General features: G+C 59.7%; 20 protein-coding genes and 1 pseudogene. 10 read left to right on the top strand and 11 right to left on the bottom strand.

The window, feature by feature from the left end:
• Nucleotides 1-72: 72 nt before the first annotated feature.
• The 5 genes from OHL18_RS13495 to OHL18_RS13475 form a co-directional block, all read right to left on the bottom strand.
• Nucleotides 73-630 (bottom strand): DUF4199 domain-containing protein, encoded by a 558-nt coding sequence (locus OHL18_RS13495; protein WP_263375367.1) that lies wholly within the window; start codon nt 628-630, stop codon nt 73-75.
• Between the two features lie 135 nt (nt 631-765).
• Nucleotides 766-1,215, bottom strand: a complete 450-nt coding sequence (locus OHL18_RS23170) for a helix-turn-helix domain-containing protein (protein ID WP_317890493.1) — start codon at nt 1,213-1,215, stop codon at nt 766-768.
• Between the two features lie 97 nt (nt 1,216-1,312).
• Nucleotides 1,313-2,299, bottom strand: a complete 987-nt coding sequence (locus tag OHL18_RS13485) for a transglutaminase family protein (RefSeq protein ID WP_263375760.1) — start codon at nt 2,297-2,299, stop codon at nt 1,313-1,315.
• A gap of 153 nt (nt 2,300-2,452) precedes the next feature.
• A complete protein-coding gene (locus OHL18_RS13480) occupies nt 2,453-3,439 on the bottom strand; it encodes an alpha-E domain-containing protein (protein ID WP_263375366.1) in 987 nt (328 codons plus the stop codon).
• An 85-nt stretch (nt 3,440-3,524) separates the two neighbouring features.
• Nucleotides 3,525-4,991: a circularly permuted type 2 ATP-grasp protein gene (locus OHL18_RS13475; protein ID WP_263375365.1), complete on the bottom strand. Its 1,467-nt coding sequence runs from the start codon at nt 4,989-4,991 to the stop codon at nt 3,525-3,527.
• A gap of 162 nt (nt 4,992-5,153) precedes the next feature.
• Here OHL18_RS13475 and OHL18_RS13470 point away from each other — a divergent pair, with 162 nt between their 5' ends.
• Both OHL18_RS13470 and OHL18_RS13465 read left to right on the top strand, forming a co-directional pair.
• On the top strand, nt 5,154-6,161 hold the full coding sequence (locus tag OHL18_RS13470) for an alpha/beta hydrolase (RefSeq protein WP_263375364.1): 1,008 nt from the start codon (nt 5,154-5,156) through the stop codon (nt 6,159-6,161).
• 119 nt (nt 6,162-6,280) lie between these two features.
• On the top strand, nt 6,281-6,985 hold the full coding sequence (locus OHL18_RS13465; protein ID WP_263375363.1) for an ankyrin repeat domain-containing protein: 705 nt from the start codon (nt 6,281-6,283) through the stop codon (nt 6,983-6,985).
• Here the strand turns inward: OHL18_RS13465 and OHL18_RS13460 are convergent, their stop codons facing one another.
• Complete coding sequence (locus tag OHL18_RS13460) at nt 6,986-7,171, bottom strand: cupin domain-containing protein (protein ID WP_263375362.1); 186 nt, start codon at nt 7,169-7,171, stop codon at nt 6,986-6,988.
• Between OHL18_RS13460 and OHL18_RS13455 the strand changes: the two genes are divergently transcribed.
• Nucleotides 7,139-7,420, top strand: coding sequence for a hypothetical protein (locus OHL18_RS13455; RefSeq protein WP_263375361.1), 282 nt, complete (start codon nt 7,139-7,141; stop codon nt 7,418-7,420). The two genes, OHL18_RS13460 and OHL18_RS13455, sit on opposite strands and share 33 nt — an antisense overlap.
• Here the strand turns inward: OHL18_RS13455 and OHL18_RS23320 are convergent.
• Nucleotides 7,384-7,491 (bottom strand): annotated as a pseudogene (locus OHL18_RS23320) (hypothetical protein); the annotation flags it as partial. The gene OHL18_RS13455 and the pseudogene OHL18_RS23320 overlap by 37 nt on opposite strands.
• A gap of 315 nt (nt 7,492-7,806) precedes the next feature.
• On the opposite strand from OHL18_RS23320, the gene OHL18_RS13450 reads away from it, so the two are divergent.
• From OHL18_RS13450 to OHL18_RS13435, 4 genes are all read left to right on the top strand, one after another.
• Complete coding sequence (locus OHL18_RS13450) at nt 7,807-9,108, top strand: zinc dependent phospholipase C family protein (RefSeq protein WP_263375360.1); 1,302 nt, start codon at nt 7,807-7,809, stop codon at nt 9,106-9,108.
• Between the two features lie 84 nt (nt 9,109-9,192).
• Nucleotides 9,193-11,037: a translational GTPase TypA gene (gene typA, locus OHL18_RS13445; RefSeq protein ID WP_263375359.1), complete on the top strand. Its 1,845-nt coding sequence runs from the start codon at nt 9,193-9,195 to the stop codon at nt 11,035-11,037.
• 221 nt (nt 11,038-11,258) lie between these two features.
• Nucleotides 11,259-13,547 (top strand): beta-glucosidase BglX, encoded by a 2,289-nt coding sequence (bglX, locus tag OHL18_RS13440; RefSeq protein ID WP_263375358.1) that lies wholly within the window; start codon nt 11,259-11,261, stop codon nt 13,545-13,547.
• Nucleotides 13,548-13,644: 97 nt separating this feature from the next.
• Nucleotides 13,645-14,727 carry a beta-propeller fold lactonase family protein gene (locus OHL18_RS13435; RefSeq protein WP_263375357.1) on the top strand — a complete coding sequence of 361 codons (1,083 nt, stop codon included), beginning with the start codon at nt 13,645-13,647 and terminating at the stop codon, nt 14,725-14,727.
• A 180-nt stretch (nt 14,728-14,907) separates the two neighbouring features.
• On the opposite strand, the gene OHL18_RS13430 is transcribed toward OHL18_RS13435, so the two are convergent.
• Entirely contained in the window at nt 14,908-15,120 is a 213-nt protein-coding gene (locus OHL18_RS13430) for a hypothetical protein (protein WP_263375356.1), read from the bottom strand.
• 42 nt (nt 15,121-15,162) lie between these two features.
• Here OHL18_RS13430 and OHL18_RS13425 point away from each other — a divergent pair, with 42 nt between their 5' ends.
• The 3 genes from OHL18_RS13425 to OHL18_RS13415 all read left to right on the top strand — a co-directional run bounded on the left by OHL18_RS13425 (nt 15,163) and on the right by OHL18_RS13415 (nt 16,959).
• Entirely contained in the window at nt 15,163-16,170 is a 1,008-nt protein-coding gene (locus OHL18_RS13425) for a multiheme c-type cytochrome (protein ID WP_263375355.1), read from the top strand.
• 76 nt (nt 16,171-16,246) lie between these two features.
• Nucleotides 16,247-16,624, top strand: coding sequence for a hypothetical protein (locus OHL18_RS13420; RefSeq protein WP_263375354.1), 378 nt, complete (start codon nt 16,247-16,249; stop codon nt 16,622-16,624).
• Between the two features lie 23 nt (nt 16,625-16,647).
• Nucleotides 16,648-16,959: a hypothetical protein gene (locus tag OHL18_RS13415; protein ID WP_263375353.1), complete on the top strand. Its 312-nt coding sequence runs from the start codon at nt 16,648-16,650 to the stop codon at nt 16,957-16,959.
• Here OHL18_RS13415 and OHL18_RS13410 read toward each other — a convergent pair whose 3' ends face one another.
• The 3 genes from OHL18_RS13410 to OHL18_RS13400 form a co-directional block, all read right to left on the bottom strand.
• Nucleotides 16,960-18,162 carry a tetratricopeptide repeat protein gene (locus OHL18_RS13410; RefSeq protein ID WP_263375352.1) on the bottom strand — a complete coding sequence of 401 codons (1,203 nt, stop codon included), beginning with the start codon at nt 18,160-18,162 and terminating at the stop codon, nt 16,960-16,962. It abuts the gene before it with no gap.
• A 93-nt stretch (nt 18,163-18,255) separates the two neighbouring features.
• Nucleotides 18,256-21,741: a carboxypeptidase-like regulatory domain-containing protein gene (locus OHL18_RS13405; RefSeq protein WP_263375351.1), complete on the bottom strand. Its 3,486-nt coding sequence runs from the start codon at nt 21,739-21,741 to the stop codon at nt 18,256-18,258.
• A gap of 524 nt (nt 21,742-22,265) precedes the next feature.
• Nucleotides 22,266-23,600, bottom strand: a complete 1,335-nt coding sequence (locus OHL18_RS13400; protein ID WP_263375350.1) for an APC family permease — start codon at nt 23,598-23,600, stop codon at nt 22,266-22,268.
• Nucleotides 23,601-23,651 lie beyond the last annotated feature (51 nt).

Below are 23,651 nucleotides of genomic sequence, written 5' to 3'. Positions count from 1 at the left end.
AGCCAATTGCTTGAGCGAGTGGCTCATGGCGCGGCTGAAGCCGTGCCCTTAAAACGAGACTATCGAAGTTGTTTAGTTTGTTAGAGGTTCGGGACTCGCGGTGCTTTGCAGGCCGGTTGTGGGCTTGCGGCGGAGGATGCCTGCGGTGACCAGGGCCATCACGATATCGACGGGCAATGGTTCCAGCAGGGTCATCGACATGCGGTAGAGCGGGTTCGAGTACATGACTTCGAAGTTGTGGGCTTCCGAGATCTTGGCGTCCAAGGCTGCGCCCTGTAGACCAGATTTCTGTGCGTGTCTCACCATGCCGATTGCGTAGTCGTGGGCGAAGTTCTTCTCCACTGTGGCTACCAGCACCTCCCACATGGCGACGTAGCAGGCGCAGGAGATCAGCATCATGAGCGTTCCGGTAGCGAGCGCGCGGCCGAAGGTGATGGAACCGCCGCACTCGGTGTCGCGGTAGTGTTTGACGCCGACAAAGATGATCAGGAAGCTGAGAACCATGATGGTGTAGCCGAAGACCATGCTCCAGCGGGCGCCGATGTGATGCTCGAGGGGAACTGCGAACCCCATGGGAATTGCGAGGGCGAGACCGCTGAGCAGACCGAACTTCCAGACATTCTTCTTCATCTTCTTTCTCCTGTGTTCCGGGCGCTCTGGAGCGCCGTGGATGTACCCACACTGCACGATCTTCCGGTGGCCGCGCGTCATCCTTTCGCATGATTCTGCCGAAATTCGTGGAGTTCATGCCGAAGGATGAGGTATTTATGCGAGGAGGCCGAGTTCCTTGCTGCGTTGGACGGCCTGGGTCCGGCGGCGGGCGCCGAGTTTGTCAAAGGCCCGGCTGCAATGCGTCTTCACCGTGTTCTCGCTGACGAAGAGGGCCTCGCCGATCTCGCGGTTGCTCAGGCCGCGGGCGACGAGCTCAAGGATTTCGAGCTCGCGACGGGTGATGCCCAGGCGCTCGCGGACGCTCTCGTCGGGCGCAGGGGATGGAGAAGGAACTTCAATCTCCACGATGCGGTCTACGATCCGTTCGCGGGGAGCGAGCAGACGGGTGCCGAGCCAGATGCCGGCACCGGCAAAGAGGATGGCGATCAGGACGCCGTAGATCGCCACGGAGTGCTCGAGCACAAGGAAGTGGAACTCGGTCCACTGGAGTAGTGTGACGAGAACGCCGCCCACGAGTCCGAAGATCAGCACCTGTTTGAGCATCTTGCCCTATCCCGTGGAAGCTGAGAACCATGATATCGCGTGGCCGATGTACAAGTTTTCAGATTTTGACTGGGGAGATCAGGCCGGGCTTAGCTGGTTATTGCTGTTGCTGGGCCATCTGCTGGTGGCGGGTTAGAGGTGGGGGTTGGTCGGGAAGGGCGGTGGCCTTTTCGACTAGCGTGGACCAGTCTTCGGGGACGGGGAGCTCCTGGTCGAGCGATGGCGTGCCTTCGCTGGGCGTGACGCGGACGGCTACGGTGAGCTCGCTGCCGGCGCGACCACGGAACATGCCGTGGGTCGGGGGGACGTCGGCGTAGTCGCGGCCGATGGCGGTGCGGATGTGGCGGTCGCCGGCGACGAGCAGGTTGGTGGGATCGAAGCCGACCCAGCCAAGCTGCGGGATGAGGGCCTCGATCCAGGCGTGGGTGGCAGAGGTGGCGGAGCGGTCGGTGTCGAGCTGGCCGTGGTAGAGGTAGCCGCTGACGTAGCGGCAGGGGATGCGGAGCTTCGACCGGACCAGAGCGATCATGATGTGGGCGAAGTCCTGGCAGACGCCTTTGCGCGAGGTGAGGGCGACGTCGATGGGGGAGTCGACTTTTGTCGATTTGGGCACGTAGTCGAAGTAGCGAAAGAGGCGCTCATTAAGCTCGTGGAGGACCATGAGCGGATCGTCGCGGCGGCAGACGTTGAGGTCGGTGGCGAGTTTGTCGAGCAGGGGAGTGGGTTCGCAGAACTCGCTGGGGAGGAGCATCTCCCAGTAGTCACCGTTCTGGACGATCTCGTCGAGTTCCTCCCAGGCGCCGGGCGCGAGGAAGCTGGGCACCGGCGAGCACGGCTGGACCTCGACGAGGCTCTCGGCGACGATGACGAGCTGGCCATGCTGGCCGGGAATGTCGAAGTGGTGGACGTGGTTGGCGAGGTGGTCGCGGTAGCTGAAGACGCGGCAGCGGGGGCTGACCGAGAGGTGAAAGGTGAGGCAGCGCTGGTTGTGATCGCTGCGCGGGTGCATGCGGGTCTCCATCATGCTCTCGCTGACCGAGTTGCTATAGAGGAACTTGGTGAGATGGCGGATCGAGTAGTACATGGGTAGCCTCACTTCGTCGAGCGAGAAGAGGAGTCCAGAGTTCATTTTTCGGCCGTCTGCCATGAACTGGCTGCTTGGTTGGAATCTCTTGCGTCACGGGAAGAAGAAGCCAACGAGTTTGAAGGTTATCCAGCCGGTTCCAGCCGACTAGTTCTAGCCGGCCAGAGCTGCCTGGATCGAGTAGTCGACGTAGATTTCGAAGATGGTCTCGTGGATCTCGCTGCACTGGGCCTGGATGGTGCGAAGATAGGCGATCACGTCCTGTTCGAGAATGTCTTCGACGCGGCTAAAGCTGAGACCTGCCTGCAGACGGCCGGCGAGGCGGCTGAGCTGAAGCGTGCGTTGTTTTCCGCTTTCGGCGTGGATGGCTTCAAGAGCGTGCTGGAGACTGTCGATGGCGAAGCGCAGGGAGTGCGGGAACTCTTCGTCGAGAAGGAGGAACTCGAGGATGCGATCGGGGGTGAGGTCGGCGGTGTAGACCTTGCAGTAGGCCTCGAACGCCGTCGCGGAACGCAAAAGCCCCATCCAGTCGAGGTACTCGTTGCCGCCCGGAAGCTGTTCGGGGAGCCTCCAGAGATCTTCGTGATAGGCCTCAAGGAGTTTGGCGGTGGCGGAGGCGCGTTCGATGTAGCGGCCGACCTGGATGAACTGCCACCCTTCGCCGTGGCTCATGGTGGAGTCGGTGACGCCCTGGAACTGGTGGACTGCCTCCATGACGCGCTGGAGGAACTCGGTCTGGCGCTCGGTGTTGGAGATCTTGGCGTCGGCGAGCATCTCGTTCTGCATGCCGGGGCGGGTGACTTCGAGATAGAGGCTGTTGAGACGGTGCCACATCTCGGTCGAGATCTGTTCGCGGACGTGGCGGGAGTTTTCGCGCGCGTTGATGATGCAGGAGAGGATGGAGCCCTTGTGCGCGGTGTCGAAGGTAAGCTCGTAGGTGAGAGCGTAGGGGTCGCCGGTCCACTCGATGTCTTTGGGGTTGCCGAGGGCGAGGAGAACGCGCTGCCAGCGGCGGTCGGCGGAGTCGGCGGACTCATCGAGCATGAGGTTGAGGTTTACCTCTATAAGGCGCGTGGTGTGCTCGGCGCGCTCGAGGTAGCGGGACATCCAGTAGAGGGAATCGGCGACGCGTGAAAGCAATGTGCAACCCTCCGATACAAGAACAAGTGCGCCCTAACGCCGGGCGGGCGGTACTGCGTACGCTGGACGCGCTTCGCGCCAAAGACTATTGACTTAGAACCCAGGTGTCTTTGCTGCCTCCGCCCTGCGAGGAGTTGACTACCAGAGAGCCTTGCTTGAGAGCTACGCGGGTCAGTCCGCCGGGGACGATGGTGACCTTGTCGCCATAGAGGACGTAGGGTCGGAGGTCGACGTGGCGGGGCTGAAGCTCGTCGCCGATGAGGCACGGGGCGCGGGAGAAAGAGATGGTCGGTTGCGCAATGTAGTTGCGCGGGTCGGCCTCGATTTTGGCGGCAAACTCCGCTTGTTCGGCCTTGGTAGATTGCGGGCCGATGAGCATGCCGTAGCCGCCGCTCTCGCCGACGGCCTTGACGACGAGTTTGTCGAGATTTTGCAGGACGTGCTGGCGGGACTTCTTGTCGGTAAGCAGGTAGGTTTTGACGTTCTGCAGTACAGGCTCTTCGGAGAGGTAGTACTTGATGATGTCGGGGACGTATGCGTAGAGGGCCTTGTCGTCGGCGACGCCGGTGCCAAAGGCGTTGGCGAGGGTGACGTTTCCGGCGCGGTAGGCGTTGAAGAGGCCAGCGACGCCGAGGATGGAGTCGCCGCGGAAGGCGAGGGGGTCAATGAAATCGTCGTCAACGCGGCGGTAGATGACATCGACGCGGCGGAGGCCGCTGGTGGTGCGCATGTAGATGATGTTGTCGTGGGTGACGAGGTCGCGGCCTTCGACGAGCTCGATGCCCATCTGGCGGGCGAGGTAGGCGTGCTCGAAGTAAGCGGAGTTGAAGACGCCGGGTGAGAGCAGAACGATGTTGGGCTCTGGTCGGCCTTCGGGAGCCAGAGAACGTAGCGTTCCCAGCAGAAGCTGCGTGTACTGCTCGATCGGTCTGACGTTGTAGCTGCGGAAGAGCTGGGGGAAGATCCTCTTCATAACGCGGCGGTTGGTCAGCATGTAGCTGACGCCGGAAGGCACCCGAAGATTGTCTTCGAGGACGACAAAGTCGCCATTCTGCATGCGGATGAGGTCCGTGCCGCAGATGGCGACGTAGACGTTGCGCGGGACCTGTAGGCCGATCATCTGGCGACGGAAGTGCTTGCAGCTGTAGACAACGTCGCGGGGGACGATGCCGTCTTCGAGGATGCGGCCCTCGTTGTAGATGTCTTTGAGGAAGAGATTAAGTGCGGTGATGCGCTGGGTGAGGCCGCGCTCGACTGTCGCCCATTCGGCGCTGGTGATGATGCGGGGGAGCAGGTCGTAGGGGAAGATGCGCTCGGTGCCTTCATCGCGGCCGTAGACGGTGAAGGTGATGCCCTGGTTGAGGAAGCTGACGTCGGCGGACTGCTTGCGCCGGCGGAGATCGTCCTTTGAGAGCGTGTTGAAGAGTTCGAGCAGAGGCTCGTAGTGAGGGTGGAGTTCGTTTTCACCCGCGAACATCTCGTCGTAGGCGTGGTCCAGCAGGTAATTCTTCAGTGCAGGATGCGCGAACTGGTTCGTTTCGGATGGGGTCATGGAAGTTTTGAGTATAGAGCATGAATCGGGCGGGGACGAGCGAGTTTTTGGGAGCTGGCTGCGGCGGAGTGGAGGCGGAAGACCGGAATCAATCTCATTAACTTGGAGCGAGCTGGATTGCGTGCATTCTGGAGATGCCCTGTGCGACTCCGCGCGATGCCAATGGCAGAACGCCGGGAGTTAATCGATTACCAGTTGAAGCTGAGGACGACGGTGCCGCGCGGGTTGCGCGTTGCTGGTGTCTTTGTGCTGCTTGCTGTTCTGGGGTTGGGGACGGCGAATGCGCAGGAGGCTGATTGGCAGCCTTCAGCGGGGCATGTCCAGATGCCGATCTGGCCGGGTGCGGCACCCGATGCTCGGCCTGCTAAGGGCCCGGAGACGACGAAGACGGAGACTAAGGAGCTGGTTGCAGGGCGGCCGTGGCTCTATATCAGTAACGTCGCGCGGCCTACGATGACGGTGTATTCGCCAGTAGGGAAGAATACGGGGGCTGCCGTGATCGTTTTTCCGGGCGGCGGGTACGAGATTCTCGCGATCGATCTGGAAGGGACGGAGGCGTGCGACTGGCTGGTGTCAAAGGGCATTACCTGCGTGCTGCTGAAGTACCATGTGCCTGCGCCGAGGTCCGCGCCCTATTGGGGAGCGTATCCGCAGTCGAAGATCGCGCTCGACGATGCGCAACGGACGATATCGCTGGTTCGGTTCCGCGCGGCCGAGTGGCATATCGATCCGCACAAGATTGGGGTGCTCGGGTTTTCGGCGGGTGGACATCTTGTAGCGGCTACCAGCGTTCACTTTGGGAGGCGCCTCTATCTGGCGGTGGATGCGGCAGACAAGGAGAGCTGCCGCCCGGACTTTGCCGTAGCTCTGTATCCGGGACATCTATCGGTGAGGGAAGGGACGCTGGGGCTGAACCCGGATATTGCGAGCCACATTACGAAGCAGACGCCGCCGACCTTCTTATTGCAGAACGAAGACGACCATGTGGATACCGTATGGGACTCGTTGACGTACTACGCGGCGCTGCAGAGGGCTGGGGTGAAAGTGGAGTTTCACTCGTATGCGGAGGGTGGGCATGCGTTCGGTCTGCGAAGGACGAAGTATCCGGCGACGGGGTGGCCGGATTTGGTGGATACCTGGTTAAAAACGATTGGAATGGTTGGGGAGTGAATGCTGTGGCTGTCCCACTCATCGCGATGAGGCTGCGATGAGTGGGGCACAGAGTCCTTCTGTTCACCAAGGTTTTCCTATGATTTGAGAAGATAGTCCGATCGTGGAGGGTTTGGCGCATGTCGCAGCAAAGTGGTGATTCACTGATGGGCGAATTCGTGGACGGTCGCACCGACCTTGTCTTTCAACTTCTCGCGAATGGCTGCTCCGCGGACGCCGCAGATGCAAACGGAGTGTCGCTGTTGCGTTGGTGCGCCTACTACGGTGACGTGAGCGCTTTGAAGTTTCTGCTGTCTCAAGGAGCGACTTTGGACTCTCTTGGTCAGAATCTTGGACTCCTTGCGGCGTCCTTCCACGGACACTGGCGGCTATGCAAGTTCCTGCTTGAACTAGGGGCAGACGTGAACGAACAAGATGCGGACAGTGGGGAAACGCCTCTCCACAGCGCCTTATGCGGGACAGACCGTATCGCCTACGACCGGGTGCTCAAGGTGCTCTTGTTTCACGGAGCTAACCCGAACCTTGTCACGAAGAGTGGAGCTGGGACAGGCGGTTTTATGCGCGACTGCAGAACCAGGGGCGAAGCGCCTCTTCACCGTGCGGCTGCGTTCGGCGACGAGTCGACGATCAAGCTGTTACTAGACGCAGGAGCGAAGATCGACGCTGCGGATGCTAATGGGGATACTCCACTCAGTTGGGCCAGTTGGTATCTGCGTCCATTGTCGATTCTTCGAATGCTTTGCTACGGCGACTTCAGAATTAACCCCAAAAACCAGCCCATGCGAGCAAACCTCTTGGGGATGCCGCATGGCGCCGATTCATAATCAAGACTGTATCTGCTGGCCGTCCTTGCTGAAGTAGCTCAAATTGCGGCGGTAGCAGCGCTGCTTGTCGAGGTCGAAGGCGATGCAGGAGTCGAAGGGCTTTGAGTAGACGTGGAGGCTGACGCAGCCGGTTGAGCCCGCGTTTTCGATCTGGTGGATGGTCTGGAGCTTGTCGACGGTGACCATGCCGGTGCCTTCGGCGCAGGAGAGAGAGGCGATGCGGTCGAGCTGGAGCTCGGTGGCGCCGCCGAGGCAGTCGATGTTGACGACGTTCTGGTTCTCTGGGGCGTTGCAACTTCCGTGCTTGTACTCGTGGGTGACGACCTCGCCCTGGGGACGGTCATCCAGCCGAGTTGGCCGTTGTGGGTGTGGATGGCGGTCTTCTGGCCGGGCGACCAGCAGATGGTCATGACTTCGAAGAGGTCGTCGCGGTAGATGAGGTTGCGAGTGTAGAAGCTATCGCGCCACCAGACGTAGTTCTTGAGCGCTTCGGCGCGCAGCGGCATGGCTGCCATGTACTGGGCGATGCGGTCCTTGGTGATGAGGTCTCGCTCTAGCTCCTTGAGGCCTGGTCCCCGATGGAGGTGTGGAGGGGGTGGGTCTGGGCCGGGGTCTGGTTGGCTGGCATCAGGGGCATGGCGGAGTCTCCTGCATCGATTATCACCAATCTTTAATCAACGCGCTTGAAGTGGCATGAGAAACGGCATCCGAATCAGTAGAATCGGGCGGATACCGGGTCGATCCCGGAAGAGGTTTCAAAGCGAATGCAAGCATCTCGAAGGTCGATGGGGCATTGCGCCGTCGCACGACTGGTAGCAATTGTGGCACTGCTTTTGCTCACGGCGCGGCAAGCCGACGCCTATTCGGTGCTGTCTCATGAAGAGGTTGTGGATCTGGCGTGGCTGCCACAGATTGTGCCGCTGTTGAAGGCGCGAAACCCGAACCTTACGGACGAGCAGCTTCGCATGGCTCATGCCTATGCGTATGGCGGGTCAATCATTCAGGACATGGGGTATTACCCGTTTGGCAGCCAGCAGTTCTCCGACATCGTGCACTACGTGCGGAGCGGGGATTTTGTGGCGACTATGATCCGGGAATCGAGCGACGCCAATGAATTTGCGTTTGCGCTGGGAGCGCTTGCGCACTATTGCGGGGATGTGGAGGGGCATCCGACAGTCAATCTGGTGGTCTCGCAGCAGAATCCTAAGCTGAGGAAGAAGTTTGGGCAGATTGTGACCTATGACGAGAACCCCGTTGCCCATGTGCGGACAGAGTTCGGGTTCGATGTTGTCGAGGTGGCGCACGGCCGCTATGCCCAGGAGAATTACAGAGACTTTATCGGTTTCCAGGTGGCAAAGCCGCTGCTGGAGCGGGCATTTTTAGAGACATACGGGATTCCGGTCGACTCGATTATGAAGAATGAAGATCTGGCGATTGGGTCGTATCGCTGGGCGGTGAGCAGCCTTATTCCGAAGATGACGAAGGTCGCGCTGGTGAGTTACAGCGGCCAGATCGAGAAAGAAAACCCGGGGTTTGACCATAAGAAGTTTGTTTACCGGTTCAAGCGGACGGAGTTTGAGCAGATCTACGGCAAGGGCTATCAGAGGCCAGGGTTTGGGACGCGGGTGCTGGCGTTTTTCATTGCGATTCTGCCGAAGGTGGGGCCGCTGAGGTCGTTGCAGGTGAAGATGCCGGACGCAGCGCAGCAGGACCTCTATCTTAAGAGCGTCAACCACACCGTTGACCAGTATGAGCAGTATCTGGCCACAATGCGGTTGCAGACGGCATCGGTGACGACAGTGGTGACGGTGCCGGATCTGAAGGAGATTGATCTTGATACCGGGCAGCCAGCGCGGTTTGGGGAGTATCAGCTTGCTGATGAGTCTTACGGCGGTCTGTTGGATATGCTGCTACATGATCCGAAGACGCCCATGAAGGCCGACGTTCGCCAGAGTTTCGTCGACTTTTACAGCGCGCGGACTGAGCCGGAGTGGTACACGAAAAAGCCGAAGGATTGGCAGAAGCTACAGGCGGATCTGAAGGTGTTCGATGCGGGTGGGACGGGGAGTGAGATTACGGCTGTGGATTCGACGTCGTCTGTCGCACCAACTGCGGTAAACTAATAGGGCCGCGCATTTTCATATTAAGCAGTAACTCGAACCGCCCGAAAAGCGCCCAAATCGCAAACAAGACAGGATACCTTCGCAGTGAGCAGCCCGACCGCAGTCGCCCTTAAACCGATCTTCAATATTGCCATCATCGCGCACGTCGACCATGGCAAGACCACCCTTGTGGACGCGATGTTGCGTCAGAGCGGAACCTTCCGCTCGAACGAAGCGCTGACCGACCGCGTGATGGACTCGAACGACCTTGAAAAAGAGCGCGGAATTACGATTCTGGCGAAGAACACCGCTCTTTACTACCACGACAACAAGATCAACATCGTAGACACCCCGGGCCACGCGGACTTTGGTGGCGAGGTGGAACGCGCATTGAAGATGGTCGATGGCGTTGTTCTGCTGGTCGATGCTTCGGAAGGCCCGCTGCCGCAGACTCGGTACGTTCTGTCGAAGGCGCTTGAGGCGGGACTGACGCCGATGGTGGTCGTGAACAAGATCGACCGTCCGGACGCGCGTCCGCAGGAGGTGCTGAATGAGGTGTATGACCTGTTCATCGACCTCGATGCGGATGAGTCCGTGCTCGACTTCCCGGTGATGTACACGAACGGCAAGGCGGGAACGGCGACGCACGACCTGAACGTCCCGGGCGTCGACCTGCAGCCGCTCTTCGAGCAGATCATCAAGACGATTCCGGTCTCGAAGGGCGATCCCGAAGGTTCGCTGCAGATCCTGGTGACGAATCTTGATTACTCCGACTATCTCGGACGTCTCGCGATCGGACGTGTCTTCAACGGAACGATGCGGACGGGCCAGGAGTACAGCGTTGCCAAGATCGATGGCACGTTCACCAAGCACAAGGTGACCAAGCTGTTCAGTTTCTCCGGGCTTAAGCGCACGGACATCGAAGAGACGCAGATCGGGGACATCGTCGCGATCGCGGGTATTCCGGGGATCTTCATTGGCGAGAGCTTCTGCGACATCGAGAACCCGAAGCCGCTGCCTCCGATCATCATCGATGAGCCGACGATCGCAATCCAGTTCAACGTAAACAACGGGCCATTCGCGGGACGCGAAGGCAAGTTTGTGACGTCGCGCAATTTGAAGGACCGTCTTGAGAAGGAACTGCTGACGAACGTGTCGATCAAGATGCAGGACACCGGATCGCCCGACGCCTTCAAGGTTCTGGGACGCGGTGAGTTGCAGCTCGGAATTCTGATTGAAATGATGCGCCGCGAAGGCTTCGAGCTGATGGCGAGCCGTCCCGAGATCGTGACCAAGCGGATCGATGGCGCTCTGATGGAGCCGGTTGAGCATCTTTCGATCGACGTGCCGGAGAGCTTTGTGGGAACCGTCATCGAGCGTCTTGGGCCGAGAAAGGGCGAGATGACGAAGATGACGAACCACGGTTCGGGCCGCGTCCGCATGGAGTTCCGCATTCCCTCGCGCGGTCTGATCGGATTGCGCTCGGAGATGCTGACCGAGACGCGCGGAACGATCATCATGAACTCGATTCTCGACGGATATATTGCTTACCAGGGCGAGATTCCGCAGCGGCTTTCGGGCGCTCTGATCTCGGACCGCCAGGGAACGACAACGGCTTATGCGCTCGATGGGCTTCAGGACCGCGGCATTCTTTTTGTGGCCGATGGCGTCGAGGTCTATGAGGGCATGATCGTTGGCGAGCACTCGCGCGACAACGATCTCGACGTGAACTGCGTTCGCGAGAAGAAGCTTTCGAACATGCGCGCTTCGGGCTCGGATGACGCTGTCCGCCTGGTGCCGTTCAAGGCGCTGACGCTCGAGCAGTGTATCGAGTTCATTGCGGACGATGAGCTGGTGGAGGTGACTCCGAAGTCGCTGCGCATGCGTAAGAAGGTGCTGCAGGCGAATCGGCGTCCGAAGCGCGGAAGCAGCGCTCCTGTAGAACTGTAACCCTTATCGATACAAATTGAAGAGGCCCGCATCCGGAGATGGATGCGGGCCTTTTGCGTTTGGATGGGGGCTGGAAGAGGGGACTTTCAGGAGTTTCTAAGGTCAGAGGCGCAGGATTAGCGGAAAGGGAGAGACCGTGGACGTGCGAAAGGTCTATATTAGCCTTCTTGCGGCGAGCGTCGTCTAGCCGACACATTTGAAGGAAGTACGAGAGGATTTTTATGCGCAGGTTGTTCATCTGTTTGGTTGCCACGATGACGGGAGTTCTGCTTGGGGGAGCGGTCCAGGCCGAGGCTCCTACGACCGCCCGCGACAATGAGCGCGCGAACGCGCTGTTGAAGCAGATGACGACCGAGGAGAAGATCGGACAGTTGAACCAACCGTTTTACTTCAAGGTGCCTGTTCCGGGGGTGAAGAGCGATTCGGTTTCTTTTGAGGACCACGTGCGGCGGAGCGAGATCGGATCGTTTCTGTTTCTGACTGATCCGAAGGAGATCAATCGGCTGCAGAAGATTGCGCTTACGGAGACGCGGCTACATATCCCGATCTTGTTTGGGTTCGATGTGATCCATGGCTTCGATACGGAGTGGCCGGTGCCGATCGCGACGGCTGCCTCCTGGGATCCCGCGCAGGCCGAGGCAGGGCAGGCGATGGCGGCGGAAGAGGCTGGACACGCGGGGCTGCGGTGGAGCTTTGCGCCGATGCTGGACATTGCGCGCGATCCGCGGTGGGGACGGATCTCTGAAGGTGCGGGAGAGGATCCTTATTTGGGCGCTGCGATGGCACGGGCTCAGGTGTATGGATTCCAGGGACGGCCGGGAAGCCCGCGGCCGTTTATGGCGACGGTGAAGCACTTCGCCGGCTACGGGGCGGCGGATGGTGGACGCGACTATGACGCGGCGTACATCTCCGAAGAGCAACTGCAGAATGTGTATCTGCCTCCGTTTCGCGCGGGCGTGGAGGCAGGCGCGGGGACCGTGATGAGCGCGTACATGGATTTGAACGATGTGCCGGCGGCGGGTAACGTTCATCTGCTGCGGGACGTGTTGCGCGAGCAGATGGGGTTCAAGGGGTTCGTGGTGAGCGATGCGTTCGCCGTGGGCAGCCTGGTGACGCAGGGGTTCGCAAAGGATCGGCTGGATGCTGCGGGGCGGGGTGCGGCGGCGGGCGTGAACATGGATATGGGCTCTGCGACGTATCTCGAGAACCTGAAGAAGCTGGTGGATGCGGGAAAGGTGTCAGGCGCGCAACTGGATGACCTGGTGCGCCCGATTCTCGCGGCGAAGTATCACCTTGGATTGTTCGAGCATCCCTATGCGGACGCGACAGACGGCACCCATGCCGAGATGCTGGCGAAGCATCGTGCTGCGGAACGGGTGGCGGCGGCACGGACAGCTGTTCTGCTGCGGAACGAGGGCGGGGTGCTGCCGCTGTCGAAGTCGGTGAAGAAGGTTGCGGTGATTGGGCCTCTTGGGAACTCCGGTGCCGACATGAATGGACCGTGGAGTTTGACGGCGAAGGGCGAAGACTCGGTCTCGGTGTATGCGGGGATCAAGGCGAAGCTTCCGGGCGCGGAGGTGGAGTTTGCCGAGGGCGTGCAGATCGCGAAGGCGTTTCCGTCGTCTTTCGATGGACTGTTCGGGGCGAAGCTGGAGACGCCCTGGAGCGCGGACGAGGCTGCGACCGAGATGAAGAAGGCGCTCGATCTGGCGGGGAGCTCGGATGTTGTGGTGATGACACTCGGCGAGCTGGCGGGGATGGACTTCGAGTATTCTTCGCGATCGTCGCTCACGCTTCCGGGCAAGCAGCAGGAGCTGCTCGAGAAGATTCAGGCGCTGGGTAAGCCTGTGGTGCTGCTGCTGTTCAGCACGCGACCGCTCGATCTCCGGTGGGCTTCAGAGCATGTCCCCGCGATCATGGATTGCTACTTTGGCGGGACGGAGACGGGCAATGCGGTTGCGGACCTGCTGGTGGGCGATGCGGTTCCGGGCGGGAAGCTGCCTGTGACGTGGCCGAGGACGACGGGGCAGATTCCGGTGTACTACGCCCATACGGCGTCGCATAAGCCTTATGACTCGAAGGAGTTCACTTCGCGTTACTGGGATGTGGAGACGACGCCGTTATATCCGTTCGGGTATGGGCTGAGTTATTCGACGTTTGCGATCGCCGATCTGAAGCTGAGCGCGAAGAGCTCGCCGCTGAACGGTGCGATAAAAGCAACCGCTACGGTTACAAATACGGGGGCGGTAGCGGCGGACGAGGTGGTGCAGCTCTATATCCACCAGAAGTACGGGGCGGCGTCGCGACCGGTGCGGGAGCTGAAGGGTTTTGAGCGGGTGACGCTGAAGCCGGGAGAGAAGCGCGAGGTGACGTTCACGATTGGGCATGATGAGCGGAACTACTGGAGCGCGGCGAAGAATGGATGGGTGGTCGAGCCATCGGAGTTCGACGTGTGGGTCGGCGATAGCTCGGCGGCGACGCTGCACGACAGCTTTAGCGTGGTGGAGTGAGGCTCGGGCGGCGAAGGTAGCGTTGCGGGGCCGTGCCAGTCTAAGAAATCTGTACCTGGAATCTGTATTCTGGTTTCCTTATTCTCTGGAGGGATTGATGCGGCTTGAGGACAACCGCGTACTTCTGGCCGCTGCGGCCTTAGTGACGTTGTTTGCCGCAGCGCTTGGGGCATTCGCGCAGGACACGCCGAAGCGGTCGCTGCTGGCGCTCTCGAAGCGGGACCATACGCTGTCGATCGTGGATCCGGATATTTTGCAGGTGATTGCGAAGGCACCGGTCGGGCCCGATCCGCATGAGGTCATCGCATCGGACGATGGCAAGACGGCGTATGTGTCGATCTATGGCGGAGGCCGGTATCACTCGCTTTCAGTCATAGATCTGGTGGGGCAGAAGGCGCTTCCGGATATCGATACGGGTGCTTTGAATGGCCCGCATGGGCTGACGTTCGTTGGCGGTAAGGTTTGGTTCACGGCGGAGGGGGCGAAGGCGATTGCGACCTACGATCCGCTCGCAGTGAAGGTGGACTGGATCATGGGGACAGGGCAGGACCGGACCCACATGATCTACGTCGCGAAGGATGAGAAGCACATCTACACGACGAACGTGAGTTCGGCGACGGTGACGGTGCTGGAACTGGTATCTCTGCCGCCCATGGGCCCTCCGCCGGGGATGAAGCCGCCGCCCGGCATGCCACAAGGCGGGCCGCCGCCGGGAGGTGGTGCGCTGCGGATGGACTGGAAGGAGACAGTGATTCCGGTGGGCAGGGGCGATGAGGGGTTCGACGTGACTCCGGATGGGAGGGAGCTTTGGACAGCGAACGCACAGGACGGGACGCTGTCCGTGATCGACCTGGCGGGAAAGAAGGTAGTTGCGACGATCGATGCAAAGGTGATGGGAGCGAACCGGTTGAAGTTTACGCCGGACGGGAAGTTGGCGATAATCTCGAACCTCGGAGGCGCCGATCTGGTGGTCTACGACGTTGCGTCGCGGAAAGAATTCAAGCGGGTGAAGATTGGACACGGAGCGTCGGGGATACTGATGGACCCGGTGGGGAACCGCGTCTTTGTGTCGTGCGGGCCGGATAACTACGTGGCCGTCGTGGATCTGAAGACGCTTGAGGTGACCGGGCATGTGGATGTGGGCGGTGGTCCTGACGGGTTGGCCTGGGCGGCGCAGTGATGCCGGGGATTGATGCGTGGGAGCGCTATAGAAGCAAGAACAAAGGCGAAGCGAGGTTATCTCCACTGTGCCATACGATAAGGTGGTCCGCGCGGCGCGGGCTTGTTCGGCGAGTTTTCGAGAGGTATAGTCATCTCGGTCGAGCGGGAGCCAGAACTGGGATTGCCAAGCAGAGAGAATCTAGTCGCCGTCTGCGGGGAGCGCGGCAGCAGAGAGCGGAAGCCGTTGCGTAAGCTGGTTGCCGTGCGGGCCGTTGTCGTTGCGCTGCTGTGCATGTGGTTGGGGTGCGCGCTTCTGGCTGGGCAGCGCGTTGAACATGATCCGAGACCGGGATACGTTGGCGATGCGGCATGCGTGCGCTGTCACGTGAAGGAGAGCAATTCCTATGCTCACACTGCGCATCGAGCGGCGTCCGCCCTACCGAATGAGCGGAGTGTGCTGGGGAGATTTGGCAGCGGCGGGAATGTTTTGACGATCTCCGACGAGGCAAAGAATCCGGAGTTCCCGTCTCTTTTTTTCATGATGGAGAAGAGCGACTCGGGGTTCTTCGAGACCGCGGTGACGGGTTGGGGGAGGGAGACGCACAAGCGGCGCGAGAGCATCGATGTGGTGACGGGTTCCGGTACACGCGGTCAGACTTATCTCTATTGGCAGGGCGACAAGCTGTTCGAGCTTCCGGTGAGCTACTGGGCCGATGGCAAGCGGTGGGTCAACAGCCCCGGGTACACGGATGGCACGGCCGACTTTACGCGGCCTGTGAACCCGGGGTGCATGGAGTGCCATGCGAGCTACATCGCGGCGACCTCTAGTGACACGATGACGAACACGTATGTAAAAGGCAGCCTGGTGGCGGGAATTACCTGTGAGAGCTGCCATGGCGGTGGGGCAGCGCATGTCGCGAAGTACGCTGCGGGCCCGGAACACTCTAGCGATACAGCGATTCTGAATCCGGCGAAGTTCACGCGCGATCTCCAGGTCGATGCCTGCGCGGTTTGTCATAGTGGGATACAGCGGAGGGCTTTGTTGCCGGCGTACTCGTTTGTGCCGGGGAGACCGCTGAAGGATTACTTTGAAGCGATGCCGGGTGAGGCGGCGGAGCACCCGGATGTTCACGGGAACCAGGTGGGGCTGCTGCAGCGGAGCAAGTGTTATCAGGGATCGGCGACGATGTCGTGCTCGACGTGCCATAACGTGCATGAGCCGGAGAAGGTAGCGGCAAGCTACTCGGACAGGTGCTTGACGTGTCATCAGTGGCAGAGCTGCGGCGAGTCCAAGAGGATAGGACCGTCCATTAAGACGAGGTGCATTGAGTGCCATATGCCGGTTGAAGAGACCAGAGTGATCGCCTCCGAGACGGCGGGGCAGACGGTGCGCGCCCGGATGCGAAACCACTGGATAAAGGTCTATCCGATGGCGAATAAGGGAGCATCCGCGGGACTATAATTTCGGCAGTGACGGCCCGACGGTTGGTGTGCGACTGTAGGTATCCTCCGCTGGGTCCGCGACGCTGGAGGTGGCCATGCGAAGCGAGCGCAGGTTGAAGGGTGTGCTGCTCGGCGCGGGAGTGAGTCTTGTGCTGATGTGTAGCGCGCGGGCGCAAACCCCGCAGACGCTGAAACTGCCTGATCCGACGCCGCGCGAAATCGATCCGGATCTTCGTTATCGCGACGTGGACCCGGCGACGGCTGCCGCGATGCGGAAGGCGGTTGCCGCGCAGAATGAGAAGCGTCGCCAATTGATTCTGTGGGCGACGAATGAGCTGGTGGTGCTGTCGGAGCGTGCGGAGAAAGCGGCGTCGGGGCCCGCTGGTGATACTTCGAAGGCGGAGCTTGCGGCGAACGTCAACAAGATTGAAGCACTGGCCAAGAATCTGGCCGTGGCGATGAAGGCCCAGTGATGATGACCGCGTTGAAATGGCGAATGAAAGCCTACTCTGGATTTGTGGCGCTGTGTGTCATGTTTGGAGGATTGGCTGCGCGGGCTCAGAGTGCACCGGCGAAGCCATCGGGCGATACTGCAAAGGCTGATGTGGTTGCGAAGGCGGAGATTCGTGACCCGAGGCGGGCGAAGCTGATCGCAGACACGCAGAGGATGCTGGCGCTGAGCCGCGAGGTGCAGGCGGCGATGGCGAAGAGCGGGCCGGATACGCTGTCGCTGGCGACGGTGAAGAAGGTCGAGGAGCTTCAGAAGCTGGCTGCGACGGTAAAGGCGGAGATGAGCAAGCTGCCCTAATCAAGGTTGGTGCGGGGATGGGCTGGCATCGAGCTGCTGGGAGAGAGGGCGGCTGCTCTGCTGCTTTATGGCGCTGACGATTGCGAACTCCGACTTCGCAAGCGCTTTGTTGCCGGTGGCCTGGTAGATCTTCGCCAGCCGCCAGTGCGCCGAGACGTAGCTGGGGTCGAGCAGGATCGCTTGCTGTAACTGCTTCGTCGCATCTTCGGGGTGGCCGGTCTCGCCGTAGACGATACCGAGGTCGCGGTGGACCATTGCGGCTGCGTTGGGGCTGGCCGCAAGTTGTTCGAGATCAGGGCGGGCCTTCTCGAACTGGCTTATCTCTACCAGCGAGTCGGCGAGGTAGGCGCGGGCCTGGCTCTGGGTGGGATTGATGTTGAGTTCGGCCTGAAACTCTTTGGCAGCCTCGTCGAAGTGCTGCTGCTTCCAGAGCAGGTAGCCGAGACCGAAGTGGGCGTTGGGCTCGTCTGCATTGACGCGGATGGCGGCGCGGAACTGTTCGATGGCACCGGCGTCATCGCCCTTCTCGTCGAGGGCTTCGCCGGCGATCATGTCGGCTTCAGCAGAGTCCGCGTTGAGGGCGAGGATCTGCTTGTACACGCTGAGGACGCAGTCGTATTGCTTGCTCCAGAGGCAACTATGAGCGAGAGTCAGGCGGAGAGTGAGGCTTTGCGGATCATTCGCGGTGGCGCGCTCAAGGTACGGGATGGCGACGAGGTAGTCGCCCATGCCGTAGTGGGCCATGCCGAGAAGCACGGTCAAATGGTTGGCGGTGGCGGCGTCGGGATGAAGCTTTAGCAGCGCGGAGAAGTTCTTGATCGCGGCGGGGAACTGGGCGGCCTTGAAGAGAACGAGACCAAGATTCATCTGCAGGCCGGGCATGCCGGGAGCAAGGTTGAGAGCCTTGTTGTAGCTTGCAATGGCTTCGTCGAAGTGTTGCTGACGCGAGGCGAGCAGCCCGAGGTGAGCGAAGGCTTCGGCGTTGGAAGGATCGGAGATGGCGATAGAGTGCCATGCTTGTTCTGCTTCTGTGGTGCGGCCCTGTTGCTCGAGGGCGATGGCTGTGGCGCGGTCGCCCGCTTGGGCGAGGATGGTTGGCGACGAGATGGTCAACGCCAGGAGAGCGACAAGCAGGAATGAGGTTGGAAGATTTCTCTTGCATCTCTGGATCAGTTGCAAGGAGATTTTAGAAGCTCGAGTCATGGAGAAGATTCTTCAGGCGGCAAGATCAGGAGTGACATTAATGAGACGCGCCGGACTGAAGTCCGGCGCGTCCGTTTAGGTTAGCAGGATTGTTTAGAACCGGAGCTGCCCGCCGAGTTGAATGACACGAGGATCGTAGACACTGGAGACGGAACCGAAGCCGCCAGCGCCGTAGGTGGAGTTAACTCCATTGAACTGCGTGTGGTTGAAGGTGTTGAAGGTTTCCAGGCGGAACTTGAAGTCAATTCCCTCCCGGATTACGAAGCTCTTATAGAGCGAGGTTGTAAAGTTGGCACGACCGGGACCGATGACAGCATCCTTTCGAGCGCTCCCAAAGCCCTGGTTGATACCACCAGCCCAGGCCGGAATTGGAGCCGAGAAGACAGCTGGGTCAAACCACTGACCTCCGTGAACTTTCGTGTAGTGGACTTTGCCGTTGATGTCGGGACGATTGGTGTAACCGCCGCCCAGACCGACCGGGTCATAGCCAACCGAGAGTCCTACGCCCTGGTTCGCGATGATGGTTCCAGATTCCCCGATAAAGGTTCCAGCCAGCTCCCAACCTCCGGCGAGGCTGTGGACCAGGCCGGTTGACTGAGTGAAGATAGGCAGTTTGTAGATGTAGTTGATGCTGAGGATGTTGCGCCGATCAATCGCTCCCGAGCCCTTGTCGTACTTGAGGTTGTAGGGGTTGCTGACGGTGTCTTCATCGAAGCTGGTGAGGTCGATCTCGTGAGACCACGTGTAGTCGATCTCACCGGTAAGGCCATGCTTGTTCTGCGCTCGCAGGCCTGTCTGGAAGCCGTTGTAGTTTCCGTTGGTGGTGTCCTCCTGCTGCACGATGCCGGTGTAGCCGACGTAGGTACGAAGCTGGTCGGGAACAGGAATAGAGGCTGCGCTAGGGTTGGTCCCCGAGTTGTTGCTGGGGTCTCCAGCATTGGCGCGGTTGTAGAGGGAGTTATCGGCCTTGCCCGGGGTGTGGACGGAACCGAGCGCAGCCTGCGTTGCAGTTAGAGGAGTGTTCAAGGAGTAGTTGTTGATGTTGCGTTCGATCTGCTGGTGCCACGCAAGGTTGCCGACATACTGCACAACCCAGATAAGCGAAGGCTCAAGCTCGTGTTGGATACCAAGGCTGTATTGAACGACGCCGGGAGCCTTATACGTTCTTGCGAGAGTCGTCAGCCCTTGAGCAAAGTTCGGCAGGCTGGCGGTGTTGCCGGTAGTGAAGGTGGTGTGGGGATTGGATAGGTAGACACTGCTGGCTTGCGGGTCGTTGTAGTAGGGCTCGTTGGCAGCTGTGTTGTAGATATCGTTACCCTGGACTCTCTCATAGAAAGATCCAATGCCGCCGCGGAGAATCGTCTTTCCGTGGCCGAAGAGATCAGCCGAGAAGCCGACCCTCGGCTGGAGCGTTGAGTAATCATTGGTGACGACGCCCTTGGGGTATCCATTCGTGCCGGCGTTGTAGATTCCATTCTGATAGAAGGGAGTTCCTCCGATTGTCTGGAAGCCGGGGCCGGTGGTATCAAGCGTACCGTCAGCGTTGAAGACGGCAGCGGAGCTCGATAGATACAGGTTAGGATCGAAGTTGGCAATCCGGTCCGCGCGTTCATAGGCATGCGGCAGGGCGTCGTAGCGAAGCCCCAACTGCAGGCTGATGCGAGGGGTGGCGTGCCAGTTATCCATCACGTAGGCCGATGTGGTCTGGTTTACGTAGTGGTTGGTTGGGAGCAGTTGTGCCTGGTCGTAGGTCTGAGCCAAACCGAGGATCATGTCGACGAAAGAGTCGCCGCTAAGATCACCGAATTTGAACTGACCGCCTGGATCTCCGAAGAGCTGTTGGTTCTTGGTGTATCGGTTGTAACCGCCGCCGAATTTCATCTGGTGCGCGCCTATCGCATAGTAAATGCTGCCGTTCGGTGAGTAGTCGCGAGCAGCGTTGTGCCATGGCGCCGATCCAGGGTTTTCGTCGGTGCCGTAGGGAGCCGCCCAGCTTATATTCGGAAGATTCTTGGATCCGTTTGCAAAGAAGGGATTGACGCTCCAGCCAGCGGGGGTCTGTGAATTGGCGCTGTTTGTGATGTGGATGACGTTTCCGTCGTAGTTGAAGCTTGCTTCGAGAAGCAGATTTGGGCTAATGGTGTCGGTCAGTTTGACGACAGCGCTGTTGGAAGGATTCGCGAGCGTGCTGGTGATGGTGGGATAGCTTGCTCCGGACCAGCCAAGCATGGGCGAGGAATACACCTGGGTCACCTGATCGGCGAGGTAGTGGCCGAGCAGTTGCAGCTTGTCGTTGATCTTGTGGTCGATACGGACCACATCATCGCGGACATTGATGGGTTGATTGGCGGAAGACACATTCTGACCGTTGGATAGGTTGGCCTTGGGAACAACGCCGCTGCCGAGGTAAAGAATGGCGTTGGGGTCAAGCAAGGCCGCGGGGATCACGTTGCCGGGAAAGGGGCTGCCGGGAGTAAGACCTAGCGCAGCGAGCTTCGTGTTGTAGGCCGGATCGCCGACGGTGGGAACCTTGATTGTGGTTGTGGGTGCGAACGCTGGAGCGACGTACGTGAGATTTTGCCCGGCAACAGGAAAGTCTGCCGTTGGAAGAGTATTCACGTTGGTCGGGCTGCTACCCTGAACGATCTTGCGCCATTCTTCGTTCCAGAAGAAGAACGTCCTCTCGCGATTGTTGTTGTAGACCTTCGGGACGAAGATGGGGCCGCCCACGTTGAAGCCGTAGATGTTGTAGTCCAATTTGGAGCGCGGCTGTCCACCCTGATTGTTGAAGTAGGTGTTGGCGTTGTAGTCGGCGTTGCGGTTGAACTCCCATAGAGAGCCGTGAAACTTGCGCGTGCCGCTCTTAAGACCCATCGAGATAGTTGCGCCCGAAGAGATACCGTAGTCGGGGGGATAGTTGCTGGCGAGCGTCTCGAACTGAGCGATCGCGTCCTGTGAGGGCATGATGCTTGCTCCACCTCCGCCGCCGCGATCGTCGGCTTCACCACCGTCGATGAGCCAGATGTTGTGGCTTTCGCGAAGTCCGTTGACGCTGATGTTGAAGTTCGAAGCGACGGATGTTGGAGTGTTGCTGTCGGGAACAGTAGAGCTTACACCGAGACCGAGGGCGACCAGGGCGACGAAGTTGCGGTTTTCGGTGGCGAGTTCGGTGATCTGGTCGGCGTTGATGAGCGTGCTGACCACGTTCGAGTCTGCCTGGACCTGGAGGGCGCTGGCTTCGACGGACACCGTGGTGTCGACAGAGCCTACGGTCATCGAGACGTCGGTGCGCAGGGTCTGTGAGACGTTGACTTCGAGCCCGGATTGCACCGCTGTCTGGAAGCCAGGAGCGGTGATCTTCAGCGTGTAGGTGCCTATGTTGAGACCGGCGAAGCTGAAGTATCCGGCGGCGGTGCTATCGGTCTCTCTGGTGAGACCGGTGCTGGGTTGGGTGAGAACGAGATGCGCGTTGGGAACGACTGCGCCTTGCTTATCCGATACGGTTCCGTTGATCTCGGAGTTCTGTTGAGCGGAACATGTTAGGGAAACTACAAAGGCCAGCAAAAGAACTACTGGCAAGGAAAGGTAACGCCTTATCTTTCGATTCACGGTTCACTCCTCCTAAAGGGTCTTGCGTCTTGCGGGTGCCGAGGCTTATTCTTCTGCCCGATCTTCAGCCCCGGTCTGCCGTGGTGCCTGTGCCGTGCCGAAGAGGTTTCCTCCGACACGCGGGTCTTGGTTTGGCCGCTACAAAAACGATTCAGTTGATTCGGCTGCAAAATCTATACGCATTTGCACAAACGTGTCAATGGGTTGTTTGAAGAGATTTTTTTGGAGAACATGCGGACGGACCACTTTTGGGCAAGGGGCTCCAGAATGTGTTTACGAACGACGGAAGATAGAGATCTTCTGTGCTCCGAAACAATATTCGCTAATAAAAACGTATTTTGAAAAGATTCGGAAAACGATTACTTGAGGAGGGAGAATTTGGAGGGAAGCGAGGCCGGAATTTATTGTGGAAGATAAACCAGAGCTACTTGTTCGTTTGGTCTAAGTATCAGAGGTTTTCGTATCGATTGATCAGGCGATCTGCCGCATCCCCGTTACTGCAATTCCTTCTCTAACGGCGAGTTCATCTGCTTGCGGCGGACGAGCCACAACAGGATCCCAAGCGCTGCCCAGATGGTTCCTGCCTTGAGCGCAGTATGGCCGAGGTTGCGCCAGAGAAAGAGGCAGACGATGAATCCAGCGAGCGAGAAAACGATTGCTACCCAGAAGCCAGACTCCCGGGAGCGCCATGCAAGGACAGCAGATGAGAGGTTGACTCCCATGAAAGCAAGCAGCGCTCCGTAGTTGAGAAGCTCCGTCCCCAATTGATAACTCATGGCGAGTGATCCGACCAATACAATCGCTCCGATGAGGAGGACATTGTTCTGAGGGATGCGTCGGACTGGGTTGAGCGTGCCGAAGAAACTGCGAGGCAGAGCGCCATCCTGTCCCATGGCAAAGAGCAGTCGCGCGGCACCAAGCTGCGAGGCCATACCCGATCCGACGGTGGCGATTAATAGGGCCCCGTTCATGATGGCGAAAAGAACGACACCGCCGACGCGGCGGGCGACAGCGACGTACGCGGTGTCGAGGTCGGGGAAGGCCATGCCACGGGGCCAGACCAGCTGGGCGAGATAGACCTCGATGCTGGCCAGGACGCCGGTGATGAGGCAGGTGAGGATGATGGCGCGTGGGATGGTGCGCTTCGGATCGTGCGCTTCGTCACTGAGGGTAGAGATGCCGTCGAAACCGATATAGGTGAGCACCGCGATCGAGGTTCCGCGATAGACGGCGGGAGCGGAGAAGGTGGCCTTGTTGTAGAGGGGGTCGAGGAAGAAGGCGGGCGAACCGATGGCGTTGTGGATGAGATAGCGGACGGCGGCGGCGACAAAGAGGACGATGACGACGCCAAGGCCAGCGGCTACGGCGGCGTTGATGCGGGCGGAGGTTTCGACGCCGCGAAGGTTGAGGCCGGTGAAGAGGAGAGCGAAGAGGAGAACCCACGCGACGTAGGGGATGCCGGGGACGAAGTTCATCGCGGCTTTGCTGCACCAGATGGTGCAGATGAGCGGGTTCAGGATGTAGTCCATCGCCATGCACCAACCGGTGATGTAGCCGAGGCCGGGGTGGAGCTCCTGGCCGACGTAGGTGAAGGCGGAGCCGCCGGTCGGATAGGCGCGCGCCATCCGGCCGTAGCTGTAGGCGGTGAAGAGCATGGCGACGAGCGCGAGCAGGATGGCGAGGACGACGTGCCCGCGCGACTCCTGGTAGATGACGCCGAAGACCGGCATGGGGGCCGTGGGCTGAATCAGGATGATGCCGTAGAGGATCAGGTCGCGGTAGCGCAGGCTCCGTTTGAGGGTGACTGCGGCGGACTGAACTTCTGGCATGGGGGTCCTTGTGTAACGGAGTGATTGGTTCAGGGTATAACGAAGAGCTGC

Source organism: Granulicella aggregans (assembly GCF_025685565.1).
Classification (GTDB): domain Bacteria; phylum Acidobacteriota; class Terriglobia; order Terriglobales; family Acidobacteriaceae; genus Edaphobacter; species Edaphobacter aggregans_B.
This window is presented reverse-complemented; position numbering and strand designations above follow the sequence as displayed.